This is a genomic window from Stenotrophomonas africana (assembly GCF_013004645.1).
GTDB classification, from domain to species: Bacteria; Pseudomonadota; Gammaproteobacteria; order Xanthomonadales; family Xanthomonadaceae; genus Stenotrophomonas; species Stenotrophomonas africana.
On the sequence record NZ_JABEME010000001.1, the window covers coordinates 203,637 to 226,837 of the forward strand.

The 23,201-nt window shown below is 66.3% G+C and carries 19 protein-coding genes; 12 read left to right on the top strand and 7 right to left on the bottom strand.

The features are described 5' to 3' along the window. Positions 1-36: 36 nt before the first annotated feature. The 3 genes from HLA98_RS01235 to HLA98_RS01245 all read right to left on the bottom strand — a co-directional run bounded on the left by HLA98_RS01235 (position 37) and on the right by HLA98_RS01245 (position 3,393). Positions 37-1,146, bottom strand: coding sequence for a polyamine ABC transporter substrate-binding protein (locus HLA98_RS01235; protein WP_057500236.1), 1,110 nt, complete (start codon positions 1,144-1,146; stop codon positions 37-39). A 91-nt stretch (positions 1,147-1,237) separates the two neighbouring features. Further along, positions 1,238-2,635: a glutamine synthetase family protein gene (locus tag HLA98_RS01240; RefSeq protein ID WP_057500235.1), complete on the bottom strand. Its 1,398-nt coding sequence runs from the start codon at positions 2,633-2,635 to the stop codon at positions 1,238-1,240. Further along, positions 2,632-3,393: a gamma-glutamyl-gamma-aminobutyrate hydrolase family protein gene (locus tag HLA98_RS01245; RefSeq protein ID WP_057500234.1), complete on the bottom strand. Its 762-nt coding sequence runs from the start codon at positions 3,391-3,393 to the stop codon at positions 2,632-2,634. Before HLA98_RS01245 ends, HLA98_RS01240 begins: the two co-directional genes overlap by 4 nt. Before the next feature lie 161 nt (positions 3,394-3,554). Here HLA98_RS01245 and HLA98_RS01250 point away from each other — a divergent pair, with 161 nt between their 5' ends. Together HLA98_RS01250 and HLA98_RS01255 are read left to right on the top strand one after the other, a co-directional pair. Further along, entirely contained in the window at positions 3,555-4,832 is a 1,278-nt protein-coding gene (locus HLA98_RS01250) for an NAD(P)/FAD-dependent oxidoreductase (protein ID WP_057500233.1), read from the top strand. Positions 4,833-5,028: 196 nt separating this feature from the next. Further along, positions 5,029-6,639 carry an MASE1 domain-containing protein gene (locus HLA98_RS01255; protein WP_080392865.1) on the top strand — a complete coding sequence of 537 codons (1,611 nt, stop codon included), beginning with the start codon at positions 5,029-5,031 and terminating at the stop codon, positions 6,637-6,639. A 116-nt stretch (positions 6,640-6,755) separates the two neighbouring features. Here the strand turns inward: HLA98_RS01255 and HLA98_RS01260 are convergent, their stop codons facing one another. Beyond that, positions 6,756-7,202 (bottom strand): hypothetical protein, encoded by a 447-nt coding sequence (locus HLA98_RS01260; RefSeq protein ID WP_129550549.1) that lies wholly within the window; start codon positions 7,200-7,202, stop codon positions 6,756-6,758. Between the two features lie 249 nt (positions 7,203-7,451). On the opposite strand from HLA98_RS01260, the gene HLA98_RS01265 reads away from it, so the two are divergent. The 3 genes from HLA98_RS01265 to HLA98_RS01275 all read left to right on the top strand — a co-directional run bounded on the left by HLA98_RS01265 (position 7,452) and on the right by HLA98_RS01275 (position 10,991). After that, complete coding sequence (locus HLA98_RS01265; RefSeq protein ID WP_057500232.1) at positions 7,452-9,005, top strand: MASE1 domain-containing protein; 1,554 nt, start codon at positions 7,452-7,454, stop codon at positions 9,003-9,005. A 95-nt stretch (positions 9,006-9,100) separates the two neighbouring features. Then, positions 9,101-10,444 carry a diguanylate cyclase gene (locus HLA98_RS01270; RefSeq protein WP_057500231.1) on the top strand — a complete coding sequence of 448 codons (1,344 nt, stop codon included), beginning with the start codon at positions 9,101-9,103 and terminating at the stop codon, positions 10,442-10,444. A gap of 85 nt (positions 10,445-10,529) precedes the next feature. Further along, on the top strand, positions 10,530-10,991 hold the full coding sequence (locus HLA98_RS01275) for a bacteriohemerythrin (protein ID WP_004151683.1): 462 nt from the start codon (positions 10,530-10,532) through the stop codon (positions 10,989-10,991). Here the strand turns inward: HLA98_RS01275 and HLA98_RS01280 are convergent. Beyond that, positions 10,972-12,273, bottom strand: coding sequence for an MFS transporter (locus tag HLA98_RS01280; RefSeq protein ID WP_057500230.1), 1,302 nt, complete (start codon positions 12,271-12,273; stop codon positions 10,972-10,974). The genes HLA98_RS01275 and HLA98_RS01280 overlap by 20 nt on opposite strands. A 147-nt stretch (positions 12,274-12,420) precedes the next feature. Here HLA98_RS01280 and HLA98_RS01285 point away from each other — a divergent pair, with 147 nt between their 5' ends. Further along, positions 12,421-13,062: a hypothetical protein gene (locus HLA98_RS01285; protein WP_057500229.1), complete on the top strand. Its 642-nt coding sequence runs from the start codon at positions 12,421-12,423 to the stop codon at positions 13,060-13,062. Positions 13,063-13,169: 107 nt separating this feature from the next. On the opposite strand, the gene HLA98_RS01290 is transcribed toward HLA98_RS01285, so the two are convergent. Further along, positions 13,170-14,666, bottom strand: a complete 1,497-nt coding sequence (locus HLA98_RS01290; RefSeq protein ID WP_057500228.1) for an aldehyde dehydrogenase — start codon at positions 14,664-14,666, stop codon at positions 13,170-13,172. Positions 14,667-14,770: 104 nt separating this feature from the next. On the opposite strand from HLA98_RS01290, the gene aptA reads away from it, so the two are divergent. From aptA to HLA98_RS01320, 6 genes are all read left to right on the top strand, one after another. After that, positions 14,771-16,123, top strand: coding sequence for an omega-aminotransferase AptA (gene aptA, locus HLA98_RS01295; RefSeq protein ID WP_057500227.1), 1,353 nt, complete (start codon positions 14,771-14,773; stop codon positions 16,121-16,123). Between the two features lie 63 nt (positions 16,124-16,186). Further along, positions 16,187-17,065: a ParB N-terminal domain-containing protein gene (locus HLA98_RS01300; RefSeq protein ID WP_057500226.1), complete on the top strand. Its 879-nt coding sequence runs from the start codon at positions 16,187-16,189 to the stop codon at positions 17,063-17,065. A gap of 123 nt (positions 17,066-17,188) precedes the next feature. Continuing rightward, complete coding sequence (locus tag HLA98_RS01305; protein WP_057500225.1) at positions 17,189-18,475, top strand: DUF445 domain-containing protein; 1,287 nt, start codon at positions 17,189-17,191, stop codon at positions 18,473-18,475. Between the two features lie 243 nt (positions 18,476-18,718). Further along, positions 18,719-19,033, top strand: a complete 315-nt coding sequence (locus HLA98_RS01310; RefSeq protein WP_057500224.1) for a DUF3649 domain-containing protein — start codon at positions 18,719-18,721, stop codon at positions 19,031-19,033. Then, a complete protein-coding gene (locus HLA98_RS01315) occupies positions 19,030-20,667 on the top strand; it encodes a PepSY-associated TM helix domain-containing protein (RefSeq protein ID WP_057500223.1) in 1,638 nt (545 codons plus the stop codon). The genes HLA98_RS01310 and HLA98_RS01315 overlap by 4 nt, the downstream gene beginning before the upstream one ends. After that, the gene (locus HLA98_RS01320; RefSeq protein WP_057500222.1) at positions 20,664-20,993 is read left to right on the top strand and encodes a DUF3325 domain-containing protein; all 330 of its coding nucleotides are present in this window, start codon (positions 20,664-20,666) and stop codon (positions 20,991-20,993) included. Before HLA98_RS01315 ends, HLA98_RS01320 begins: the two co-directional genes overlap by 4 nt. A gap of 61 nt (positions 20,994-21,054) precedes the next feature. On the opposite strand, the gene rlmKL is transcribed toward HLA98_RS01320, so the two are convergent. Further along, positions 21,055-23,193, bottom strand: a complete 2,139-nt coding sequence (rlmKL, locus tag HLA98_RS01325) for a bifunctional 23S rRNA (guanine(2069)-N(7))-methyltransferase RlmK/23S rRNA (guanine(2445)-N(2))-methyltransferase RlmL (RefSeq protein ID WP_057500221.1) — start codon at positions 23,191-23,193, stop codon at positions 21,055-21,057. Positions 23,194-23,201 lie beyond the last annotated feature (8 nt).

Sequence of the window (23,201 nt, forward strand, 5' to 3'; positions counted from 1 at the left end):
GAGCCGCCGGGCAAGGCCCGACGGCGCCAGACCGGCTCAGCGGCCGGTCTTCACCTCGGTCCACAGCCGGGTGTAGAGCTTGTCGGTCTCCGGCGTGTTGATCGAATAGGTGAACATCTTCTCGGCCACGTCGGCCGGCGGGTAGATGGTCGGATCGGTCCGGATCGCCTCGTCCACCAGCGGGGTCGCGGTCGGCACCGGGTTGGCGTAGTGGATGAAGTTGGTGTTGGCCGCGGCAACCTTCGGCTGCAGCAGGTAGTTGATGAACGCGTAAGCGGCTTCCGGATGCTTGGCATCCTTCGGGATCGCCAGCATGTCGAACCACTGCGGAGCGCCTTCCTTCGGGATCGAATAGGCCACGTGCACGCCATTACTGGCTTCCTCGGCGCGGTCGCGGGCCTGGATGATGTCACCCGACCAGCCGACCACCAGGCAGGTACCACCGTTGGCCAGCGACCCCACGTACTGCGAGGAGTGGAAATTCTGCACGTAAGGGCGGATCGACTTCAGCAGGTCGGCCGCCTTCTGCAGCTCGGCCGGGTCACCGCTGTGCGGGTCCAGGCCCAGGTAATGCAGCGCGATCGGGATCATGTCGGCCGGTGTGTCCAGGATGGTCACGCCGCAGTCCTTCATCTTGCTGATGTTCTCCGGCTTGAACACCAGGTCCCAGCTGTTGGCGATGTCGGTGCTGCCGCCAAAGCGCTGCTTCAGCATCTTCACGTTGTAGCCGATGCCGGTGGTGCCGATCATGTACGGCACGCCGTACTGGTTGCCCGGGTCCTGGGTGGCGATGCGCTTCATCACCGCCGGATCGAGATTGGCCAGGTTCGGGATCTTGCTCTTGTCCAGCGGCAGGAACACGCCGGCCTGGATCTGGCGGCCGAAGAAGTTCAGGGTCGGCACCACCACGTCGTAGCCGCTGTTGCCGGCCAGCAGCTTGGTCTCGACCATCTCATCACTGTCGAACACATCGTAGGTCACCTTGATGCCGCTCTCCTTCTCGAAGGTCGGGATGGTGTCCTCGGCGATGTAATCGCTGTAGTTGTAGACGTTCAGGACCTGGCTGTCCTGCGCGCCGCCGTTGCCACCGCTGCAGGCGGCGAGCATGGCAGAGGCCAGGCTGAGCGTGAGGATACGCAGCTTCATCGGGTGCTCCAGAATGCGGAAAGGGGGGCCAGCGGGGCCGGCAACGGGTGCCAGCCTACCCCCCGGCGGCGGATTTTTCTATTCCAGATGCTCAGACGTTCAGCAGCAGGAACTCGCGCTCCCACGAGCTGATGACGCGGAAGAAGGTCTCGTATTCCTTGCGCTTGACCGAAATGTAGGCGCGGCAGAAGCGCTCGCCCAGCAGCGCCTGCAGCTCGCTGCACTGCTCCAGTCCGTCCAGCGCCTCGCCCAGCGAGCGCGGCAGGTTGTAGCCCAGTTCCTTGGCACTGCCGGTCACCGGCGCGTCCGGTGCCAAGCGCTCGCGGATGCCCAGCAGGCCGCAGGCCAGGGTCGCCGCCATCGCCAGGTAGGGATTGGCGTCGGAACCGGCGAAACGGCTTTCCACGCGCATGTTCTCCGGCGTGTCCAGCGGCACGCGCAGCCCGCAGGTGCGATTGTCATAGCCCCAGTGCACGTTGCTCGGCGAGACCTCGCCGAACACCAGCCGCCGATAGGAATTCACGTTCGGCGCGAAGAAGGCCATCGCCTGCGGCACGTACTTCTGCAGGCCGCCCAGGTAGTGGCCGAACACCGGGCTGAACTCGCCCTCGGCATCGGTCTCACCGGCGAACACATTGCTGCCATCGCTCACCCGCACCAGGCTCTGGTGGATGTGCATGGCGCTGCCCGGCTCGTTCTCCATCGGCTTGGCCAGGAACGTGGCATACACCCCGTGGCGCATCGCCGCCTCGCGCATGGTGCGCTTGAACAGGAACACCTGGTCGGCCAGGTCCATCGCATCGGCATGGGTGAAGTTGACCTCCAGCTGCGCTGCGCCGGATTCGTGGATCAGCGTGTCCACGTCCAGTTTCATCGCATCGGCGTAGTCGTACATCAGGTCGAGGATCGGGTCGAATTCGTTGACCGCGTCGATCGAGTACGACTGCCGCGCGGTTTCCGGCCGCCCGGAGCGGCCGGCCGGTGGCAGCAGCGGGAAGTCCGGGTCGGTATTCTTCTGTACCAGGAAGAACTCCAGCTCCGGCGCCACCACCGGGCGCAGGCCCAGCTCGGCGTAGGCCGCCAGCACGCGGCGCAACACATTGCGCGGCGCCAGTTCGTGCGGCTCACCGTTCTTGGTGTAGCAATCGTGGATGATCTGCGCGGTGGCATCGGCCGCCCACGGCACCATGCGCACCGTGTCCGGATCGGGGCGCAGCATCATGTCCGAGTCCGACGGCGAGGTGAGGTCGTAGTAATCGTCAGGGAACTCGCCGGTGACGGTGGTGGCGAAGATGCCTTCGGGCAGCCGCGTACCGTAATCATGCGAGAACTTGTCGGCGGGAATGATCTTGCCACGCGCGTTGCCGGTGATGTCCGGCACCAGGCACTCGACCTCGGTGATGCGCCGTTCCTTCAGCCAGCGCAGCAGGCTGCTTTCCTGCGGTGCGGGGGGCGTGGCCGTCTTTCGCGGGCGCGTTCGGGAACTCATCGGGAATCCAGTCGGTTCTGTTGGTGCTGCCGGCAAGCTTGGCCGAACGCACGGAAAATAGCGTGATAGAACGGCGCCTGCATGACACGCCACTCCGGGTGCCACTGTACGCCGAGCACGAAACCATGGTGCAGGCTGCGCGCCGCCTCGACCAGCCCATCATCTGCCACGGCCTCGACCTGCAGGCCCTGCGCGAGGCGGGCAATGCCCTGCCCGTGCACCGAATTGACCTGTGCGCGGTCACTGTCGTGCCACTGCGCCAGCCAGCCATCGGCGACCAGGGTGACCGCGTGGGCCGGCCCGTACTGCACCTCCACCGGCGCCTGTGGGTCTTCGCGATGGTCAGTCAGGCCAGGCACCGCGTGTACCTGCGGATGCAGGCTGCCCCCCAGCGCGACGTTCAGTTCCTGGAAGCCGCGGCAGATCGCCAGTACCGGCAGGTCCAGCGCCAGCGCCTCGCGCAGCAGCGCGAACGCATTGGCATCACGGGCCGGGTCATGCGGATTGCCCGGCCAGCTGCGGCCGCCCTCGTAATGCTGCGGTTCGATGTTGCTGACCGCGCCGGTCAACAGCAGGCCATCAAGCCCCTGCAGCCAGTCGCCAGCCGGCAAGGGAGGCTGCAGGCTCGGCAGTACCACCGGGGTCACTTCGGCGGCCTCGGCCAGCGCGCGCACGTACTTCTCGCCAGCCACCGCGAAACGGTGGTGGCCGAGCACGGTACTGTCGGTGGGCAGGCCCACCCAGGGCAGGCGGCGCATGGGAAAACTCCTTGGCGTGCGAACACGTTACCCGCCGGCCAACGAAGGCGGCAAGTCTTCGCCATCACGCCACGGCTGTCACGCATCGGCGAGACTACGCGGGTGAATGCTGATCGTTCTCCCCCGCTCCCCCCTCCCGCACTGCGCCCGCGAGGCCTGCAGTGAGTGCCGCCTTCCCGCCCAGCTGGTATGCCTACAGCCTGCCCGAACCGCCCGCACTGCCCTCGCTGCAGGGTGAGGTTCAGGCCGATGTCGCAGTGCTCGGCGCGGGTTATGCCGGCCTGACCGCCGCACTTGAACTGGCTACGCGTGGCCAGCGCGTGGTGGTACTGGACGCGCAGCGGATCGGTTGGGGCGCGTCCGGTCGCAATGGTGGCCAGGCGCTGGTCGGCTATGGCTGCGAGGTGGACGAACTGGAGCGTCAGCTCGGTCGTGATGATGCGCGCCACCTGTTCGACTGGTCACGCGACGCGGTGCAGGCAATGCGCACACGTATCGATCGCCACGGCATCGACTGCCATTGGGTGGAAGGCCACGCCAGCGTCGCGATCCGCGAACGCCATGAGCGCGACCTGCGGGCCAACTGCGAGCATCTGCAACGCCACTACGACTACCCCATGCAGTGGTGGGATCGTGATGCCCTGCGCGCACAGCTGGACAGCCCACGCTACCGCGCCGCGATGTTCGATCCGCTCAGCGCGCACCTGCAGCCCCTGGCCTATGCCCGCGGGCTGGCCGATGCCGCGCGTGCGGCCGGCGTGGTGATCCACGAGAACTCCGCAGTGACCCGCGTGCAGCGCGGAACGCAGCCCACCCTGCATACCGCGCAGGGAAGCGTGCGCGCCGCGCATCTTGTGGTGGCTGGCAACGCCTGGCTGCAGGGCCTGCTACCCGAGCTGGAACGGCGGATCATGCCGGTCGGCACCTATATCGGCGCCAGCGCGCCGCTGGGTGCCGAGCGCGCCCGCGCCCTGATCGGCAACAACATGGCCGTGGCCGACACCGCCTGGGCACTGGACTACTTCCGTCTCAGCCACGACCACCGCCTGCTGTTTGGTGGCCGCGCCAGCTACTCGGCACTGCCCCCGCCCGGCCTGCGCGGCGTGATGCAGCGACGTATGCACGAAGTCTTCCCGCAGCTGGCCGACGTGGCACTGGAGCAGGTCTGGGGCGGTTATGTGGACATCACCCGTAACCGCGCCCCGCATTGGGGCCGGCTGGACGGCAACCTGTACTTCGCACAAGGGTTCTCCGGCCATGGGGTGGCCGCCGCCGGGCTGGCCGGGGAGGTGATCGCCGCCGCCATTGCAGGCCAGAGCGAGCGCCTGGACGTGTTCCAGCGCCTGCGGCATGCCCCCTTCCCCGGCGGTCGGCTGCTGCGGATGCCGCTGCTGGTGGCGGCAATGTCGTGGTACAAGCTGCGGGATGCGTTGTGGTGAGCTGATCAGGGATCACACCAAGTCAGCTCCCTCGGAAACTGTGAAACCCGTCGCCACGGGAAATCATGTGATGATTTTCTCACTTGCCCGGCGCTGCGCTGAGGTGATTGCATAATCGAACGCGTGTCGATACCGTCGGTAAGAACCGGGTCCCGCGGCGAATGGATGCTGACAGGGAACGTACTGTGAAGGGGTAGTGCGATTGAACTGGTGGAATGAAGGCCTGCAGCTGAAGTTGCGCATCCATCCGGCAGGACTTGCCCTGGCTGTGCTGTATGCCATTGCCTGTTGGGCCACCCGCCAGTTGTCCCTTGATCAGTTCTATCTGCCCGCTGGTGTACGCGTGGCTGCGGTACTGCTCTGTCCTCCTCGGCTTTGGCCCTATCTCCTGCTGGGCGAGTACGCCTATTTCGCACAGATGCGAGTGCCGATGATCGAACGGTACGGGCTGACATGGGTCATTCTCGGCTCGGTCTTCCAGATGCCGGTTGTAATGACGATCGTCTATCTCCATCGCAATGTAATCTCGGCAGTAAAGAACGCTTGGCTCATCTCGATTGCTGCCTTCGCTGCAGTTTCCGTCACACTGATCAACCTGCTTCTGGCGAACTCCCTCTGGCCAACACCTCCCGCTTTTCCGCTGCTGACCGGAATCGTCCGCCTGGTAGTAGGTGACTTCATCGGCATACTCACGTTTGCGCCGCTTGTGCTGCTGTGGTCGCGAGGCAAGGCTGAAGTGCAGGTCCGAAAACGGGATATCGCACAGATGGCAGGAGCACTTGCGCTGATGGTCGTGTTCGGCCTTTGGGCTGCGGACGTACCTGCTGATGCAGTGACGACAAAAGTATCCCTGCAACTCCTCATGGCGCTTCCCGCCGTTCTTCTCACATGCGTGTACGGGTGGCGGGGCGCCGCTATCGGCGTGCCGACCCTGAACATGATTATCGGTCTGACAACACCCTCATCTCACCCTGAGTCATTCGATCCTGCATCGTTCGCGACCCAGCAGATCATGGCCGTCACGGGCGCAGCACTGCTCATACTGGGCTCCCGGATCACTCACTACTATCACCGTTATCGACTGCGGGAGGTCGGCGAGAAAAATGCCATCAGACTTGCTCGGAGCTCCCATGTCGCCAGTGAGCTGGATCTCCGCGAACGCGCGTTGCATCTGCGGAAGCTTGGGGATGGCATAGATCATGCGCTTGACGAGGTGATCAACTGGCTTACTGCACAAGGCCATCATGCGATTGCGGAGAGCCTTGTACATGTGGCGTCGATTCATTCGCGCCAGTTCCGCGAGCAGACAAGCATGATTTATCCGACCGCCCTGGAGCAGCTCGGCCTTTATGTTGCCCTCCGAGCAGGTGGCGTTCGCGAAGCATGGGAAAAAACGGCTCGCGTAGCCAATCCGTCGTTGCTTGGCGACCCCTGTCAACTCAGTGTCGGACTGCAGCTTGCTGCCTACCGCACTGTGATAGATGCGGTGTCACTGCTGATCCAGGGTGAAACGGGACAGATCCACGTGCGGGCGCGTTGCGGACGGATGGGTTCGCATCGTGGAATCCTGATAGCGGTGTCAATGCTGGATCAACATCAACGCCTTTCGGACACGACCGTCGCCGCCGCGATGGAAAGACTGGCCGGCAGGACGCTTGCCTACGGCGGCACACTGAAATGCAACCGAAATCGCATCGTGCTGGCAATGAAGGAAACGGGTGCAGCCGCTCCTCTGGATGCTTTTTCATCACATGCCCGGAACAGCCTTTCGGGACTCGAAGCGGGTCCCTCACGCGCTCAGGCTTGAACGACAAGGTCTACTGACTTCTGTTTCGATAGCGGGCATTCCCCCCCTGAGCGTGACCGCAGAAACGTGCAAGCGGTTTTGATCGCTCGCACGCCTCAAGCCCTCCGGTCCGGGCGCTACGGTGTTTCGACAGACCAGATGTCGCCATCCGCGGTGGCATACCGCACCAGTACCACGTCCTGCGCACGATACACCTCGGAACGCTTTGCACTGGATGGGACAGTGAGTCGCTGACCGGGAAGCGAAACAAGTGCTGCGGACTTGCCGGCAGGCAATGCAAAGTACGCACCCGCGGCATTGCCGATGATCAGCTTCACCTGACCGGTCAGATCGTTGACTTGCAGGTAGACCATGCCATCGCGTTGGAAGGCATACACCTGCCAAGCGGGATCGGCGCTGATGTCTGCGGCAGCAGGGTTGGTTTCACCAAGGCCTGCCTTCGAAACTGCGGCACTTGCCAAGGGACTGCCGTGGTAGTCACCGCCCCCTTTATCACCCGCGAATACCGGAGCTGCGGCGAACAATGTTGCCCCGGCTACAACACCAACAAGTATGGATCGCACAATGACCTCCTGGTCGGGATAAGAGCAGACAACCTCGAAACGATAGTAGCGTCTTCCCGCCACAACAAAGTGATTGACGGATAATCCGGACGATTTAGTTTCATTCGTGCACCCCTCTCCCCTTCCCCCCTGCCCGCACCATGTCATCTGCAGAAGAAGGAGGATGCTGATTGCGCCTGCGACGATCTAGTGGATAGTGTCCAGTAGCGGGCCAGCGGTAGCTGAGCGCGAGCAAGGGAGGCTTGTTTTTTGGACCGATTCAAGAAGGCAATTGAACTGAGCTTCCGGATCCGGCCGGTCGGGATCACACTCGCGGCCGCCTATGCCTTGAGCTGCCTCGCCTCGCGCCAATTCTCGCTTGATCAGTTCTTCCTGCCCGCAGGCATCCGGGCAGCAGCACTGCTGATCGTCCCGCCCCGCTTGTGGCCCTACCTTTTGCTGGGGGAGTACGCATACTTCGCAACACTGCGCATCCCCATGATCGACAGCTATGGCTTGGCCTGGGTCATTCTGGCCTCGACGCTTCTGATGCCGATGGCGATGCTGGTAGTCCACCTTCACCTCAGGAGAATGCCGTCCGACGCAGCCACCGGCCTCTGGCTGCTGTCGTTGTCGATCTGCACGGCACTGTTCGTCCCGGCTCTCAACCTGAGCATTTCATATGTCCTCTGGTCGAATCCTCCGCCGAGCAACCTGCTGGACGCGGTCGACCGAACGATCTTTGGTCACTTCGCGGCCATCATTACCCTGCTCCCACTGGCCTTCCTTTGGGCGCAGCGGCACGTGGATCCCAGTTGGAGCACTCGCTTTGTCGCGCCTACAGCTGCGGCGATCCTGGCGATGCTGATATTGGGGTTGGGCATGCAACTGACGGACAGCAGCGCCCATACCACCCGCACACATCTTGTCCTTCTGTCGGCCCTGCCTGCCATCGCCCTGACCTTCATGCATGGCTGGCGCGGCGCGGCCATCGCAATTCCGCTGTTGAATCTCCCACTCCACGGCGCTACGCCCAGCACCGGCCTGCCCTCCTCTTTCGACCTCGGTACGTTCGCCACCCAACAGAACATGGCTGTGATCAGCGTCGCGTTGCTCGCACTCGGATCCAGCATCAGCTATCACCATCAACGCGCGCGGGCCCGTTGGCAGGCTGAACGGAACGCCCTGCGCCTGGCACGCAGCTCCCACCAGACCAGCGAGCGCGAGCTGCGTGAACGGGCCGCCCATCTGAAGCATCTGGGCGAGGGCATGGACAGTTCGCTCAGCGAGATGGTCAGCTGGCTGAAGGCTCAGGGCCATCATGCCGTGGCGAACAGCCTGCAACACGCGTCATCCGTGCACTCACGCCTGTTCCGCGAGCAGGCCAGCATGGTCTACCCCACCGGACTGGAGCAGGTCGGGTTGTACATCGCCCTGCGCGCAGGCGGCGCATGCGAGATCTGGAACAACACGCATCGCGTCATTCCGCCCAGGCTGGCGGGGAACCCCTGCCTGCTGTCCGTGGATCTGCAACTGGCCATCTACCGCTCCTTGATCGAGGCGGTGTCACTGCTGCTGGAGCTGGAGACCGGGCAGGTCTGCGTGCGTGCCCGAAGTGGCCGAGCGGGCGGACGTCGCGGCATCGTTGCTGTCGTGAGCCTGCTCGACCGTGGTTGCACGCTGTCGGCACGCACCACCGACCAGGCCGTCGAGCGCCTGGCCGGTCGAATGCTTGCCTACGGCGGTACAGTTCACTGCCGGGGCAACCGGCTGCGACTGGCCCTGCATGAATCGATCACCCACGCGGCGCCCGCGGCGGCCTGACACGGAATCTGGCGCGGCGCGCAACGTTCGCCGCTAAAGTTACACCCGAAACCGCCGCTATCCGTGCCGAGCCCTCCTTCGTGAGCCACCGCATCATGCCCGTCCTGCCGCAGGCCGCCGTCGATGGCGACCTGGCCGATCCGTTGCCACAGCGGATCCTGCTGGTCGAAAATTCCCGTGCGTTCACCGGCATGCTGCGCGAAGCCATCGAGCAGCGCCTGGAACTGCCGGTGGTGATCGCCTCTACCCTCGCCGAGGCCGACCGCCTGCTCAACGAAGGCGGCGGCTGGTTCCTGGTGCTGACCGGGTTGGTGCTGGCCGACGGCGACCGCGATGCGGTGGTCGAGTTCTTCCTCAAGCGCGACCTGCCAACGGTGGTGGTCAGCGGCGTGTACGACGAGGACCTGCGCAAGCGCGTGCTGCAGCAGCAGATCATCGACTATGTGCTGAAGAACACCCCCGGCAGCATCGACTACCTGGTGTGGCTGGTGCAGCGGCTGGAACGCAACCGCCGCATCGCCGCGCTGGTGGTGGACGATTCGCCATCCGCGCGTGGCTACGCTGCGGCCCTGCTGCGCATGTACGGCCATGAGGTGCATGAAGCCGCCGACGGCAACGAGGGCCTGGCTGCCATCGAGGCGCATCCGGCAATCCGCCTGGCGGTGGTCGACCAGGAAATGCCCGGCATGCAGGGCGTGGAGTTCACCCGCCGCCTGCGTACCCTGCGCTCGCGCGACAAGGTGGCGGTGATCGGCATCTCCGGCAATACCGATGCCTCGCTGATCCCACGCTTCCTGAAGAACGGCGCCAACGACTTCCTGCGAAAGCCGTTCTCGCGCGAGGAATTCTTCTGCCGTGTCTCGCAGAACGTGGACCAGCTGGAACTGATTGGCACCCTGCAGGATCTGGCCACCCGCGACTTCCTGACCGGCCTGCCCAACCGCCGCTGTTTCCTGGAGCAGAGCCAGCGCCAGCTGCCGCAGCTGCAGCTGCATGGCCAGTGCGTGGCGGTGGCGATGATCGACATCGACCACTTCAAGCACATCAATGACACCCACGGCCATGAAGCCGGCGACGATGCACTGCGGGCAGTGGCCGGCGCGGTGGCTGCACATGCACGCAGCCAGGACCTGATCGCACGCTTCGGTGGCGAGGAGTTCTGCCTGCTGGTGCCGGACATGGAACAGGACGAGGCGCTGCTGTACTTCGAGGAACTGCGCCAGCGCATCGCCGCATTGGAAGTGGACATCGGCAGCGCTACCCTGCGCATGACCGTGAGCATCGGCCTGTGCTGCCTGCGCCCGCAGCGCGATGCACTGCACCGGTTGATCTCCGAGGCCGACCGCCAGCTGTACCTGGCCAAGGCCGGTGGCCGCAACCGGGTCAGCTGCACCACGGTGGCCAGCCCGCTGCGCCCGCGCGAGCCTGCCCTGCCCTGACCGGCCCGCTTTGATCCAGATCAACGCCGCACCCGCGCGGCGGCTCTACAGTCGGCCCCGACATACGCATGAAGGGGAGCCGGGGATGGCACTACTGGTCTGGCAGGACGATCTGAACATCGGCATCGATGTGATCGACCAACAACACCGCCGCATCATCGAGATGCTCAACCACCTGCACGTGGCCCAGGCCAGCATGCAGCGTGCGGCAGTGGGTGAAGTGATCGACGAGGTGGTGGACTACACCATGTCGCACTTCGCGTTCGAAGAGGAGCTGATGGAGGAAGCGGGCTACCCGTTCTGTGCCGCGCACAAGCGCGTGCATGAGGTCTTCATCAAGCGGGTTTCGGAATACCGCATGCGCTTCCAGGCCGGCGAGGACATCAGCGACGAGCTGCGCACCATGCTCTCGCGCTGGCTGTTCAACCACATCCGCGGTGATGACCAGGCCTATGCCGAACAGGTCAAGGCGCACTTGAACCAGTTCGCCCGCGAACACCAGGGCGGCGGTTGGCTGGGGCGCACGCTCAAGCGCTTCTTTGGTTGAGCCTCAGTGCGCGCCGGTGTAGTGCCACCAGCGCGCACAGGGTCGCCACCGCGGTCAGGCACAGGTAGTAGCCCACCGCGACCAGGCCGAAGCGTTCAGCCAGCCAGGTGGCCAGGTACGGCGCCGGTGCCGCGCCGAGGATGCCGGCCAGGTTGAATGACAGCGAGGCGCCGGTGTAGCGCACCTCCACCGGGTAGATCTCGGCCAGGAAGGTGCCGCAGGGGCCGTAGGTCAGGCCCATCAGGAACAGGCCCAGGCACAGGAAGCCAGTGACCAGCCACGGGCTGTGCGGCTGGAACAGCGGTGCGAACAGCACGCCGAAGCCGACGATCAGTACGCTGGCGACGATCATCGTGCGCCGCGTGCCCCAACGGTCGCCATAGCGCGCCGACAGCGGAATACCCAGCGCGAAGAACAGCATGCCGGCCATCTGCATCAGCAGGAACTGCTCGCGGCTGTAGCCCAGCACCGCAGTTCCGTGGCCCAGGCTGAACACCGTCATCAGGTAGAACAGCACAAAGGTGGCGAAGGCACCGAGGGTGCCCAGCAGCATCGGCACCGGATGGTCACGCAGCACCGTCCACATCGGCAGCCGCACCGGCGCCTTGCGCTCCAGCGCCTTCCTGAAATCGGGCGTCTCGTGGATGTTCAGGCGCACCCACAGGCCAAGGCCGACCAGCAGCGCGCTGGCCACGAACGGAATGCGCCAGCCCCACTGCAGAAAGTCGTCCTGGCTCAGGCAGCGGCCGAGCACGAGGAAGATGCCGGCCGACAGCAGGAAGCCGAGCGGTGCGCCCAGCTGCGGGAACATGCCGTACCAGGCCCGCTTGCCCGGCGGCGCGTTCTCAGTGGCCAGCAACACCGCCCCGCCCCACTCGCCGCCCAGCCCCAGGCCCTGGCCGAAGCGGCACAGCGCCAGCAACGCGGGGGCCCACAGCCCGATCTGGGCATGGGTGGGCAGCAGGCCGATCAGCACCGTGGACAGGCCCATGGTCAGCAGCGCGGCCACCAGCGTGGCCTTGCGGCCGATACGGTCACCGAAGTGGCCGAACACTGCCGAGCCCACCGGGCGCGCGATGAACGCGACCGCAAACGTTGCCAGTGACTGCAGCAGCGCCGCCTGTTCGCTGCTGTCCGGGAAGAACAGGTGCGGGAACACCAGCACCGCCGCCGTGGCGTAGATGTAGAAATCGAAGAATTCAATGGTGGTGCCGATCAGGCTGGCCAGCAGGACTCGACTGGGGGAATTCACGGGCGGCGCGGCAGCGGTGATCGTCGACATCGGCAACACGGGTAACGGCGGATCGCCCGATTCTGCCACGGGCCGACGGCCGCACGGGGCGATGGTTTCAGCCGACACCGATGCCAACGAAATTTTTCGGGCCGCCCGCTAGGCTGCGCCACCGGTCCCTGCATGGATGCTTTGCCGATGACTGCAGTCGCGCTGTCGTGGTCCGATTCGCCGAAGCTGCCGCGCATGGCGGCATGGCTGGTGGTGCTGCTGGTGCATGGGTTGATGGCAGTGTGGCTGCTGGGCAGTGGCAGGATGACGCTGCACAGCGACGAAGCTGCCAGGATTTCATTGCGCTGGTTACCGCCGGAGCAACCCGCGGCGGTACAACCACACCCGGCGCTGCCCTCCGCATCGGCGGCGCGACCAGCCGCATCGACAGCGCCACGTCCGGCCCCGGCCGCACCCACGGATGCCATCGCGCCCGCGTCAGAGGAACCGCCTGCAACGGCGCCACTGTTGCTGGGCCTGCCTGCGGGCAGCATCGATGGCGGTGACGGCATCAGCGCAGCGGGCGTGGCCCCGCGCCTGATCGGTCGGCGCGAGGTCCATCCCGCGTTCGGGCCGCGCCGCAATTACTTCCGGATCCGTCGGCAGATGAGCCCCGAGCAGATCGTGCATGGCGTGGCGCAGCTGCTGGGCTTGTGGCCACCCGGATACACCGTCGACCCGTGCGAGCTGGGCAAGCAGGACATGGACTATTTCCAGAACGCGGTCGAAGAAGCCGATCGCGACGTGCTGCGTGCGGCAGTGCTGCAGGTGAGTGCCCGCTGCCGGTAGCGGGCACGCCTTTGTAGAATCGAGCCATGCTCGACTGCGCTTCGCCAGATGCAGCCGAGCATGGCTCGGCTCTGCAAAGAGCGAACAGCGGTCAAGCAGCCACGTGGTTACAACTGGATCCAGGTAGCCTTGATCTCGCTGTACTTGTCGAACGCATGCAGTGACTTGTCCCGCCCATTGCCGGACTGCTTGTAACCACCAAACGGCGCGGTCATGTCACCGCCATCCCAGCCATTCACCCATACGCTGCCCGCGCGCAACTGTCGCGCGACCCGATGGGCGCGGCCCAGGTCACGTGTCCACAGGCCCGCGGCCAGTCCGTAGCGGCTGTCATTGGCCAGGCGCACGGCTTCGGCCTCGTCGTCGAAGCCGAGTACAGCCAGCACCGGCCCGAATACCTCCTCACGTGCCAAGGCCTGCTCCGGGCGCACCCGGTCGAACACGGTGGGTTGCACGTAGCAACCGCCGGCCTCCACCTCGGCACGATGGCCGCCCAGCAACAGGCGGGCGCCCTCACCTTCGGCCCGCGCGATATCGGCCAGCACCTTGTCCACGTGCGCGGCATCCACCAGTGCGCCCATCGGTGCATCCGCCTCCAAAGGGTGCCGCGGTTGCATGCGCTGGCCGTAGGCAATTACCTGGTGCACGAAGTCCTCGCGGATCGAGCGTTGCACAAGCAGTCGCGAGCCAGCGGTACAGACTTCACCCTGGTTGAAGAAGATGCCCTGTGCCACGGCCTTGGCGGCGGCGTCCAGATCGGGAGCATCGGCGAACACTACGTGCGGGCTCTTGCCACCGCATTCCAGCCAGACCCGCTTGAGGTTGGATCGCCCGGAATACTCCAGCAGCTTCGCGCCGGTGGCAGTGGAACCGGTGAAGGCCAGCACGTCCACATCCATGTGCAGCGCCAGCGGTTCGCCGACGCGCGCGCCATGGCCCGGCAGCACGTTCAGTACGCCCTCCGGCAGGCCCGCCTCGGCGGCCAGCGCCGCCAACCGCAGCGCACTCAGCGGTGACCGCTCAGAAGGCTTGAGCACCACCGAGTTGCCCATCGCCAATGCAGGCGCGATCTTCCAGCACGCCATCAACAGCGGGAAATTCCACGGCACGATGGCCGCCACTACCCCAGCGGCCTCGCGCGTGACCAGCCCCAGCTCGTGCGGGCCGGTGGGTGCGACCTCACCGTACAGCTTGTCCACCGCTTCGGCGGTCCAGCTCAGGCAGCGCACCACGCCGGGCAGGTCGATACGGCGCGCGTCACGCACCGGCTTGCCCATGTCCAGGGTTTCCAGCAGGGCCAGCTCATCGGCGTGCGCGTCCACCAATGCCGCCAGCGCCAGCAACACGCGCTTGCGATGGGCCGGGCTTGCCTGCGACCAGTGGCCCGCCTCGAAGCTGCGCCGCGCTGCCAGTACCGCGCGCTCGACATCCTGCGCGTCGCAGTCGGCAACCGCCCCCAGCACGCGACCGTCGATCGGGCTGATGCAGTCGAAGCGGGCGCCGCTGGCGGCATCGACATAGCGGCCGTCGATGAAGGCCTGGCCCGGCATCGACAGCTGGAGGGCCAGCGCCTGCCAGTGGCTGCGGTCGGGGAAATCGGCCATGGGAAGCTCCAACATTCAACGAGTCCTGGTTATACCGGGGCCGCCGCGACTCCGCCGTGACGCAGCTGCGCTACATTCATCGCATCGGACCCGATGGAGCTGGCATGAAGCGTCCCGAAAGCGACCTGCACGACCTGGCCACCCAGCGCCCCGAGTCACTGGACGCGTACTGGATGCCGTTCACCGCCAACCGCCAGTTCAAGGCTGCGCCGCGTGTGCTGGTGCGTGCCGAGGGCATGCACTACGAGGATGTCGACGGTCGCCAGATCCTCGACGGCACCGCCGGCCTGTGGTGCTGCAACGCCGGCCACGCGCGCCCACGTATCGTCGAGGCCATCGTCGAGCAGGCACGCACGCTCGACTACTCGCCGGCCTTCCAGATGGGCTCGCCGCCGGCCTTCGCGCTGGCGCAGCGACTGGCCGCACTGGCTCCGGGCCCGCTCAACCATGTGTTCTTCACCAGCTCCGGCTCCGAGGCGGTGGATACCACGATGAAGATCGTGCTGGCCTACCACCGCCAGCGTGGCGAGGGCCAGCGCACGCGCTTCATCAGCCGCGAGAAGGCTTACCACGGGGTCGGCTTCGGCGGCATGGCGCTGGGTGGGCTGCCCAACAACCGCAAGTCGTTCGGCCTGCAGCTGGGCGGCGTGGACTACCTTCGGCACACCCTGGACCTGCCACGCAATGCATTCAGCAAGGGTCTGCCGCGCCAGGGTGCGGAACTGGCCGACGACCTTGAGCGGCTGATTGCGCTGCACGACGCTTCGACAATCGCCGCCGTATTCGTCGAACCCATTGCCGGCTCCGCCGGGGTGATCCTGCCCGCACCGGGTTATCTGCAGCGACTGCGCGAGCTGTGCGACCAGCACGGCATCCTGCTGGTGTTCGACGAGGTCATCACCGGCTTCGGCCGCGTCGGCATGCCGTTCGCCGCGCAGCGCTTCGGGGTCACCCCGGATCTGCTGACCTTCGCCAAGGCGGTCAGCAACGGCGCGGTACCGCTGGGTGGGGTACTAGCCAGCGACGCCGTGCATGCAACCCTGATGCAGGCACCGCCACAGGCCATCGAGCTGTTCCATGGCTATACCTGTTCGGGGCATCCGCTGGCCTGTGCAGCGGCGCTGGCCACGCTGGAGGTCTATGCCGAGGAGCGCCTGTTCGAGCGTGCCATCGAGCTGGGCGAATACTGGCAGGAACGGCTGCATGCGCTGCAGGGCCTGCCCAACGTGATCGACATCCGCAACTTCGGGCTGGTCGGCGCGGTCGAGCTGGCACCGCGCCGCGACGCCCCCGGCAGCCGCGGCTACGAAGTGTTCCGGCGCTGCTTCCACGACGGCCGGCTGCTGGTGCGCTGCACCGGCGACATCATCGCGCTGTCGCCGCCGCTGATCGTGGACAAGGCACAGATCGATCAGATCACCGGCACCTTGGGCGAGATGATCCGGGCCACCGCCTGAGCCCGGGCCGGCGGTGGCGAGCGGGTACAATGGGCGGTTCCGCTCCTGCTCGCTGCCGTGCCCATGGATATCGTCGTCAAAGAAGAACTCAAGGCCTACATCGACCCGCTCACCGCGGACGAACATGACGCGCTGGAGCGCAGCATCCTGGCCGAAGGCTGCCGCGATGCGCTGGTGCTGTGGGGTGATGTGCTGGTCGATGGCCACAACCGTTTCGGTATCTGCCAGAAGCATGGCTTGCCGTTCAATACCGTGCAGAACACCCGCTTCCAGAGCATGGAAGATGTGCACCTGTGGATGATCGAGCAGCACCTTGGCCGCCGCAGCGTGTCCGACTTCCAACGAGGCGTACTGGCGCTGCGCAAGCGCGACATCCTGGCCGCCCGTAAGCAGGTCGAACAGGCCCAGCTGCAGCGCGAGAGCGACGGCACCGCCGAAGCCGTCGAGGACGCGGGTGAAGACAGCCCGCCGTGGGAGCCGGCACCGAAGATCAGCCGCGCCGAGCTGGCCCGCGAGGCCAAGCTGAGCACCAGCCAGGTCGGCATGATCGAACGCATCCACGCCCAGGCCGCGGCCGAGGTGGTGGAAGCGGTGAAGGCCGGCGTGATCTCGATCAGCGCTGCCGCTGCCGTGGCCGACCTGCCGGAAGACGAGCAGCGCGCCGCTGCCGCCGGTGGCAAGGATGAGCTGAAGCAGGCCGCCAAGCGCGTGCGCGAGTCCAAGCGCAAGCCGCGCGCACCGAAGCCGGAAGCAGCCGAGATGGACTTCGAGGAAGCGGACGAAGAGCAGATCGCCAGCCGCGACGCCGAGGTGCTGTCGGCACTGGAGCAGCTGGGCGAGGATGCCCCGGCGCTGCGCCGCCGCGTGGTCGCGCTGACCCGCGAGAACGACACCCTGCGCGCGCAGCTGGCGGCGTTGCGCAAACAGCTGGAAGCGATGTAACAGCTCGCGCCACGCCGCTGTAGAGCCGAGCCCATGCTCGGCTGCTCCTGCCGCGCGCGAGGCAGCCGAGCGCGGGCTCGGCTCTACAGACGGGCGTCACCGGGCTCCGGTTAGACTCGTGCCATGACGCCTGCCCACGATCCGCGCCGCGCTCAGCTGCGGCGCCTGAAAGCCCTCGCGCTGGGCCTGTTGCTGTTGATGCTGGCCGGTTTCGCGGTCAGCCACTGGCAGGGCGAACGCGGCATCTGGGCCTGGGTCTCGGCCTTCTGCGAAGCAGCGGCCGTGGGCGCACTGGCCGACTGGTTCGCAGTCGTCGCGCTGTTCCGGCGGCCGATGGGGCTGCCGATCCCGCATACGGCAATCATCCCGCGCAGCAAGGAACGCATCGGCGACAGCCTCGCCCTGTTCGTGCGCGACCAGTTCCTGGAACCACAGGTGCTGCTGGCAAAGCTGCAGGTGTTCGATCCGGCCAGCCGCCTCGGCAGCTGGCTGGCCGACCCGGCGCGCTCACGGATGCTGGCCGACATGGCCCGCGGCTGGGCGCTGCAGGCGCTGGATTTCTTCGACGAAACTGCCGTACGCCGGCAGCTGCACGCCTTCGTGGTGCAGCAGCTGAGGCAGTGGAATGCCGCCGCCACCGCCGGTGAGCTGCTGGCCCTGCTGACCGCCGACGGACGCCACCAGCGCGTGCTGGACGAAGGCCTGCAGCGGCTGGGGCGCTGGCTGGAGCAGCCGGAGGTGAAGGAACGCGCCTCGCAGCTGATCGTGCGTTACATCCAGCGCGAGTGGCCGACGCTGTCGAGCACGGTGAACTGGGTCAAGCCGATCGACGAGATCGGTGACAGCCTGGCCGAGCGCCTGGCGCGGGCGGTGCTGGAAGAACTGCAGCAGGTGCTGGCCGAGCCGCAGCATCCGCTGCGCCAGGATTACGAGAGCTGGCTGCAGAACTACGTGCAGCGCCTGCGCGAGGACCCGGCCCTGGCCGAACGCATCGAACAGCTCAAGCAGGAAATGATCGACCACCCGGCCTTGCAGGACTACGTGCAGGGGCTGTGGGCGCGCATCCATGCCAGCCTGCGCGCCGATCTGCAGCGTGAGGATTCGGCGCTGGTCGGCCACGTGCAGCGCAGCCTGGCCTCGCTGGGTAGCAGCCTGCAGGCCGACCCGGCCCTGCGCGATGCGCTGAACCAGCATCTGCTGGAGGGCGCCCAGCGCCTGACCGGCCGCCTGCGCGAGGGCGTGACCACGCATATCGCGCAGACCGTGAAGAGCTGGGACGAACGTCACCTGGTCGAGCAGCTGGAACTGAGCGTGGGTCGCGACCTGCAGTTCATCCGCTTCAACGGCACCCTGGTGGGTGGCCTGATCGGCCTGCTGCTGCACGCGGCGACCGTGGTGTTCAGGTTCTAGGCCCAGCTGCGCCATCAGGATCGTCACGCTTGATTCATAAAATGCGAATGCCTATCATTTACTGATCGGTTGTGCGCTTAGCCAAAGGGTACGGAGACGTGCCCATCGCCCGTGTACATCCCCGACCTCTGGGCCGCCCGTCCGCGCGGGCCGTGCCTCGTCGGTGGGACACGCTGGGCAACATGCGCAGGGCGCAAGGGGCCGCGGACGCGTTCCATCCCTTCTCCAACCTGCAGGACCTCCGTGGACCGCTCGCCCGCAACCGCCAGCCCCCGCACCTACTTCTCCAACCCGCGCTGGGGCGTGCTGTCACGCTCGTTGGCTGCGATCTTTGGTGGCTATGCACTGGCTTCGGCCACCAGCGTGTTCTGCGCAGTGGCGCTGCCTGGCGCACGCGGGCAGACCGTGCTGACCGGCATGCTGCTGGCCATTCTGGTTGCCGCCTGCGCGGCGTTGTGGGCGTTCGCCACCCGCAGCGCGCTGCGCGCCTGGGTCGGCATCCTCGCCCCCACCCTGCTGATGGTGGCCATCGCGCGCCTGATGGGGGCCTGGGCATGAAGAACGGATTCCGCCAGTCGATGGCCTGGCTGCACACCTGGACCGGACTGCTGGTCGGCTGGTTGCTGCTGCTGATTTTCATGGCCGGCACCGCCAGCTACTACCGCGAGGAAATCAGCCGCTGGATGCGTCCCGAGCTGCCATCCAGCAACGTCAGCATCGACGTGGCCGCGCAGCGCGCCGTGGATTACCTGCAGGCCAATGCGGCGCAGGCCGAGAACTGGTTCGTCACCCTGCCGCAGCCGCGCAACCCGGCGATGCAGATGTTCTGGCGGCTGCCCCCGGAGCTGGCCGACCCCAGCCGTGGCCGTCGTGGTGGCTTCGGCGATGCCACGCTGGACCCGAATACCGGCCAGGCACTGAAGGCGCGCGAAACGCGGGGCGGTGATTTCTTCTACCGCCTGCATTTCGACCTGCACTACATCCCGGTGCTGTGGGCGCGCTACCTGGTTGGCTTCTGCGCGATGTTCATGCTGGTGGCGATCATCACCGGCGTCATCACCCACAAGAAAATCTTCAAGGACTTCTTCACCTTCCGCAAGGACAAGGGCCTGCGCTCCTGGCTCGATTTCCACAACGTCAGCGCAGTGATGGCCCTGCCCTACCACGCGATGATCACCTACACCGGCATCGTCACCCTGATGGTCATGTACCTGCCCTGGGGCGTGAAAGTCGCCTACCCACAGGACGAGGACCAGTTCTTCTTCGAGGCCTTCGGTGGCATGCCGGAGGTGACCGCACCGGCCGAAGGCCGCGCGACCCCGCTGCCGATCGCACAGCTGCTGGACAGCGCACGCGCGCATTGGCACGGCGTGGAAGTGGCCGGCTTCACCGTGTCCAACCCGGGTGCGGCCAATGCGGTGATCGACATCCGCCAGCGCGACGGCAAGCGCCTGTCCACCGACACCCCGGCCGTGCGCTACGACATGGTCAGCGGTGCGCTGCTGGAAGAGACGCCACCGTCGGGCGGAGCTACCGCGACCCGTGGCGTGCTGTATGGCCTGCACCTGGCCCGCTTCGCCGACTGGGGCCTGCGTGCACTGTTCTTCCTGTCCGGCCTGGTCGGCTGCCTGATGGTCGCCAGCGGTGTGGTGCTGTGGGCGGTGAAGGAACGCCCGAAGCATGCCAAGAGCGGCCGCACCGGCTTCGGCCTGCGCCTGGTCGATGCGCTGAACATCGGCACCGTGGCCGGCCTGCCGATTGCCTTTGCCGCCTACTTCTGGGGCAACCGCCTGCTGCCACTGGACATCGCCGAGCGCGCGAGTGCGGAAGCCAACGTGTTCTTCTATGCCTGGGGCGCGGCCCTGCTGGCCGCCTTCATCTGGCCCAAGCGGATGATGTGGGCGTGGCAGCTGTACCTGGGCGCAGCCGCGTTCGCACTGGTGCCGGTGGTCAATGCCCTGACCACGCACGCGCATCTGGGCATCACCCTGCGCAGTGGTGACTGGGTGTTGGCTGGTGTCGATCTGTCGATGATCGCCTTCGGTGCGATGCTGGCGTTGTGCGGCTGGCGCATGCAGCACTGGACGCCACCACTGTCTGCTGCCGAGAAGAAGAAGCGTGCGGCGGCTGCGGCGGCGCCCAAGGCACCGGTCGAAGCGGCGGACGCTGCCGAAGCGGAGGCCAGCGCATGATGCTGCTGGCGTTGACCCTGTCGTTCTCCGCGTTCACCGCGCTGTCGATGGCGATGGAAAAGCACCAGCACGACCTGTACGGCAAGGCGGCAGCCCCCGCGGCACGGCGCACGCAGTGGCGGGCGCTGGGCTGGGCCCTGCTGACGGTGGCGTTCGCGCTGTGCGTGGCCGACCACGGCTGGGCGATGGGCCCGGTGCTGTGGCTGGGCGCGATGACCGTGGGCGGCGTGGTGCTGTCGTTCGGGCTGTACCCGTACCGACCGAAATGGATCGCGCCACTGGCGATCGCGCTGCCGGTGGCCGGGCTGCTGGTGGCGTTGGTGTAGCAGAGCCATCGGGGTCGGATCCCCTGCGATTCGCGCAGGAGATCCGACGCCGGACGTCGACTTACCCCAACCGCTTCAATTCCCACGCGCGGTGGATGCGCGCGTTGCGCTCGAAGTCCGGGCCGATGGTGCGCGCGGTGATCTCGCGGCACTGGGCGAATTCGGCGATGGCGTTTTCTTCCAGCTTGAAGCGGCGGAAGTTGTTGGAGAAGTACAGCACGCCGCCGGGCGCCAGCCGCGCCACGGCTGCACGCAGCAGCTTGATCTGCTCGCGCTGCACGTCGAAGTCATCGGCGCGCGCCGAGTTGGAGAACGTCGGCGGATCGCAGAAGATCACGTCGTACTGGCCACGGTCACCCTCCAGCCAGGCCATCGCATCGGCCTGCACCAGAAGGTGCTGGTTACCGCCCTGCCCGTTCAACGCCAGGTTGTCGTAGCACCACTGCAGATAGGTGGCCGACAGGTCGACGCTGGTGGTGCTGGCGGCGCCAGCCACGGCCGCCTGCACGCTGGCCACGCCGGTGTAGCAGAACAGGTTGAGGAAACGCTTGCCACGCGCCTGCTCGGCCATCATCCGGCGCAGCGGGCGGTGGTCGAGGAACAGGCCGGTGTCCAGGTAGTCGAACAGATTCACCTGCAGCAGCGCGTTGTTCTCGCGCACCACGATGAACTCATCGCGCTGCTCGAAGCGTCCGTACTTGCTGCCGCCCTTGCCGCGCTCGCGCGACTTCATCGAGACCTGCTCCGGCGGCACGCCGAACACCTCACGCGCGGCCGCCAGCAGTTCGTTGCGGCGACGGCGCACGTCGTTCTCGGGAATTGCAGCCGGTGCAGCGTATTCCTGCACGTGCAGGAAGGTACGGCGCTTGCCACCGTCTTCCTCGTAGACGTCGATGGCGGCCGCGTACTCCGGCAGATCGGCGTCATAGGCGCGGAAGCAGGTGATGTCCTCGCGGGCACGCCAGCTCTTGAACTTCTTCAGGTTCTTGCGCAGGCGGTTGGCCACCATCTGCGCACCTTCGCTCAACTCGCGCGGCTGCGCCGGGTCACGGCCCGGCACGGCGATCGGGTCGCAGACGATCAGCGCACATTCCAAGGCACCGTTGAACATCTGGTACTTCTTGCCGGCACGCAGGCCGGTGGCGAAGGCCAGTTCGTCGTTGCCGCACAGCAGGCTGGCGCGCCACTGCGGCACCGCCTTCTGCAGGGCATTGCCCAGTGCACGGTACAGCGCCGGATCGGCGGCCAGGCGTTCGTCGTACGGCGGGTTGCAGACCACCGCACCGATCTCCTGTTCCGGCGCGGCCAGGTCGGCCACATCGGCGCGGGTGAAGCGGATCGCGTGGGCGACGCCCGCGACCTCGGCATTCTCGCGTGCCGCCTGGATCGCGGTCGGGTCGATGTCGCTGCCGTGGATGACCGGCTTCAGCGCGGCCAGGCCTGCGGCCTCACGATCACGCGCTTCGCTCTGGATGGCCTTCCAGGCGGCCTTGTCGAAGCCCAGCCAGCGGCTCGGCGGCAGGCTGCCATGGCGCATCAGGCCAGGGGCAACGTCGGCAGCCATCAGCGCGCCTTCGATCAGCAGGGTGCCGCTGCCGCACATCGGGTCCAGCAGGCCACCACCGGCAGCGTGCAGGCGCGGCCACTGCGCGCGCAGCAGCAGCGCGGCGGCCAGGTTTTCCTTCAGCGGTGCCTCGTGGGCGGCACCACGCCAGCCACGGCGATGCAGCGGGCCGCCGCCGAGATCGATCGACAGCGAGGCACGGCCCTTGCGCAGCGACAGGTTGACGCGCACATCGGGCAGATCGGTGTTGACCGAGGGGCGTTCCAGTCCCTCATCGCGCATTCGGTCGACGATGGCGTCCTTGATCCGCTGGGCGGCAAAGCGGGCGTGGGTGATCTTGTCGCCGGACACATGTGCGTCCACCGCCAGGGTCATCTCCGGCTTGATGTGCTCATGCCACGGCAGCGCACGCACGCCGTCGTACAGGGCCTGCTCGTCCGGGCACTCGAACTCATCGATCGGCCACAGCACACGGCTGGCCAGGCGCGACCACATCACGATCCGCAGCGCCTGCTCCAGTTCGCCCTCGGCGTTGACGCCGGCAATGGTGGCAGTGGCCTTGCCAAGGCCCAGGGCCGACAGTTCATCGGCAAGCAGGTATTCCAGGCCCTTGGCGCAGGAGACGAAGAATTTCACGGGATCGG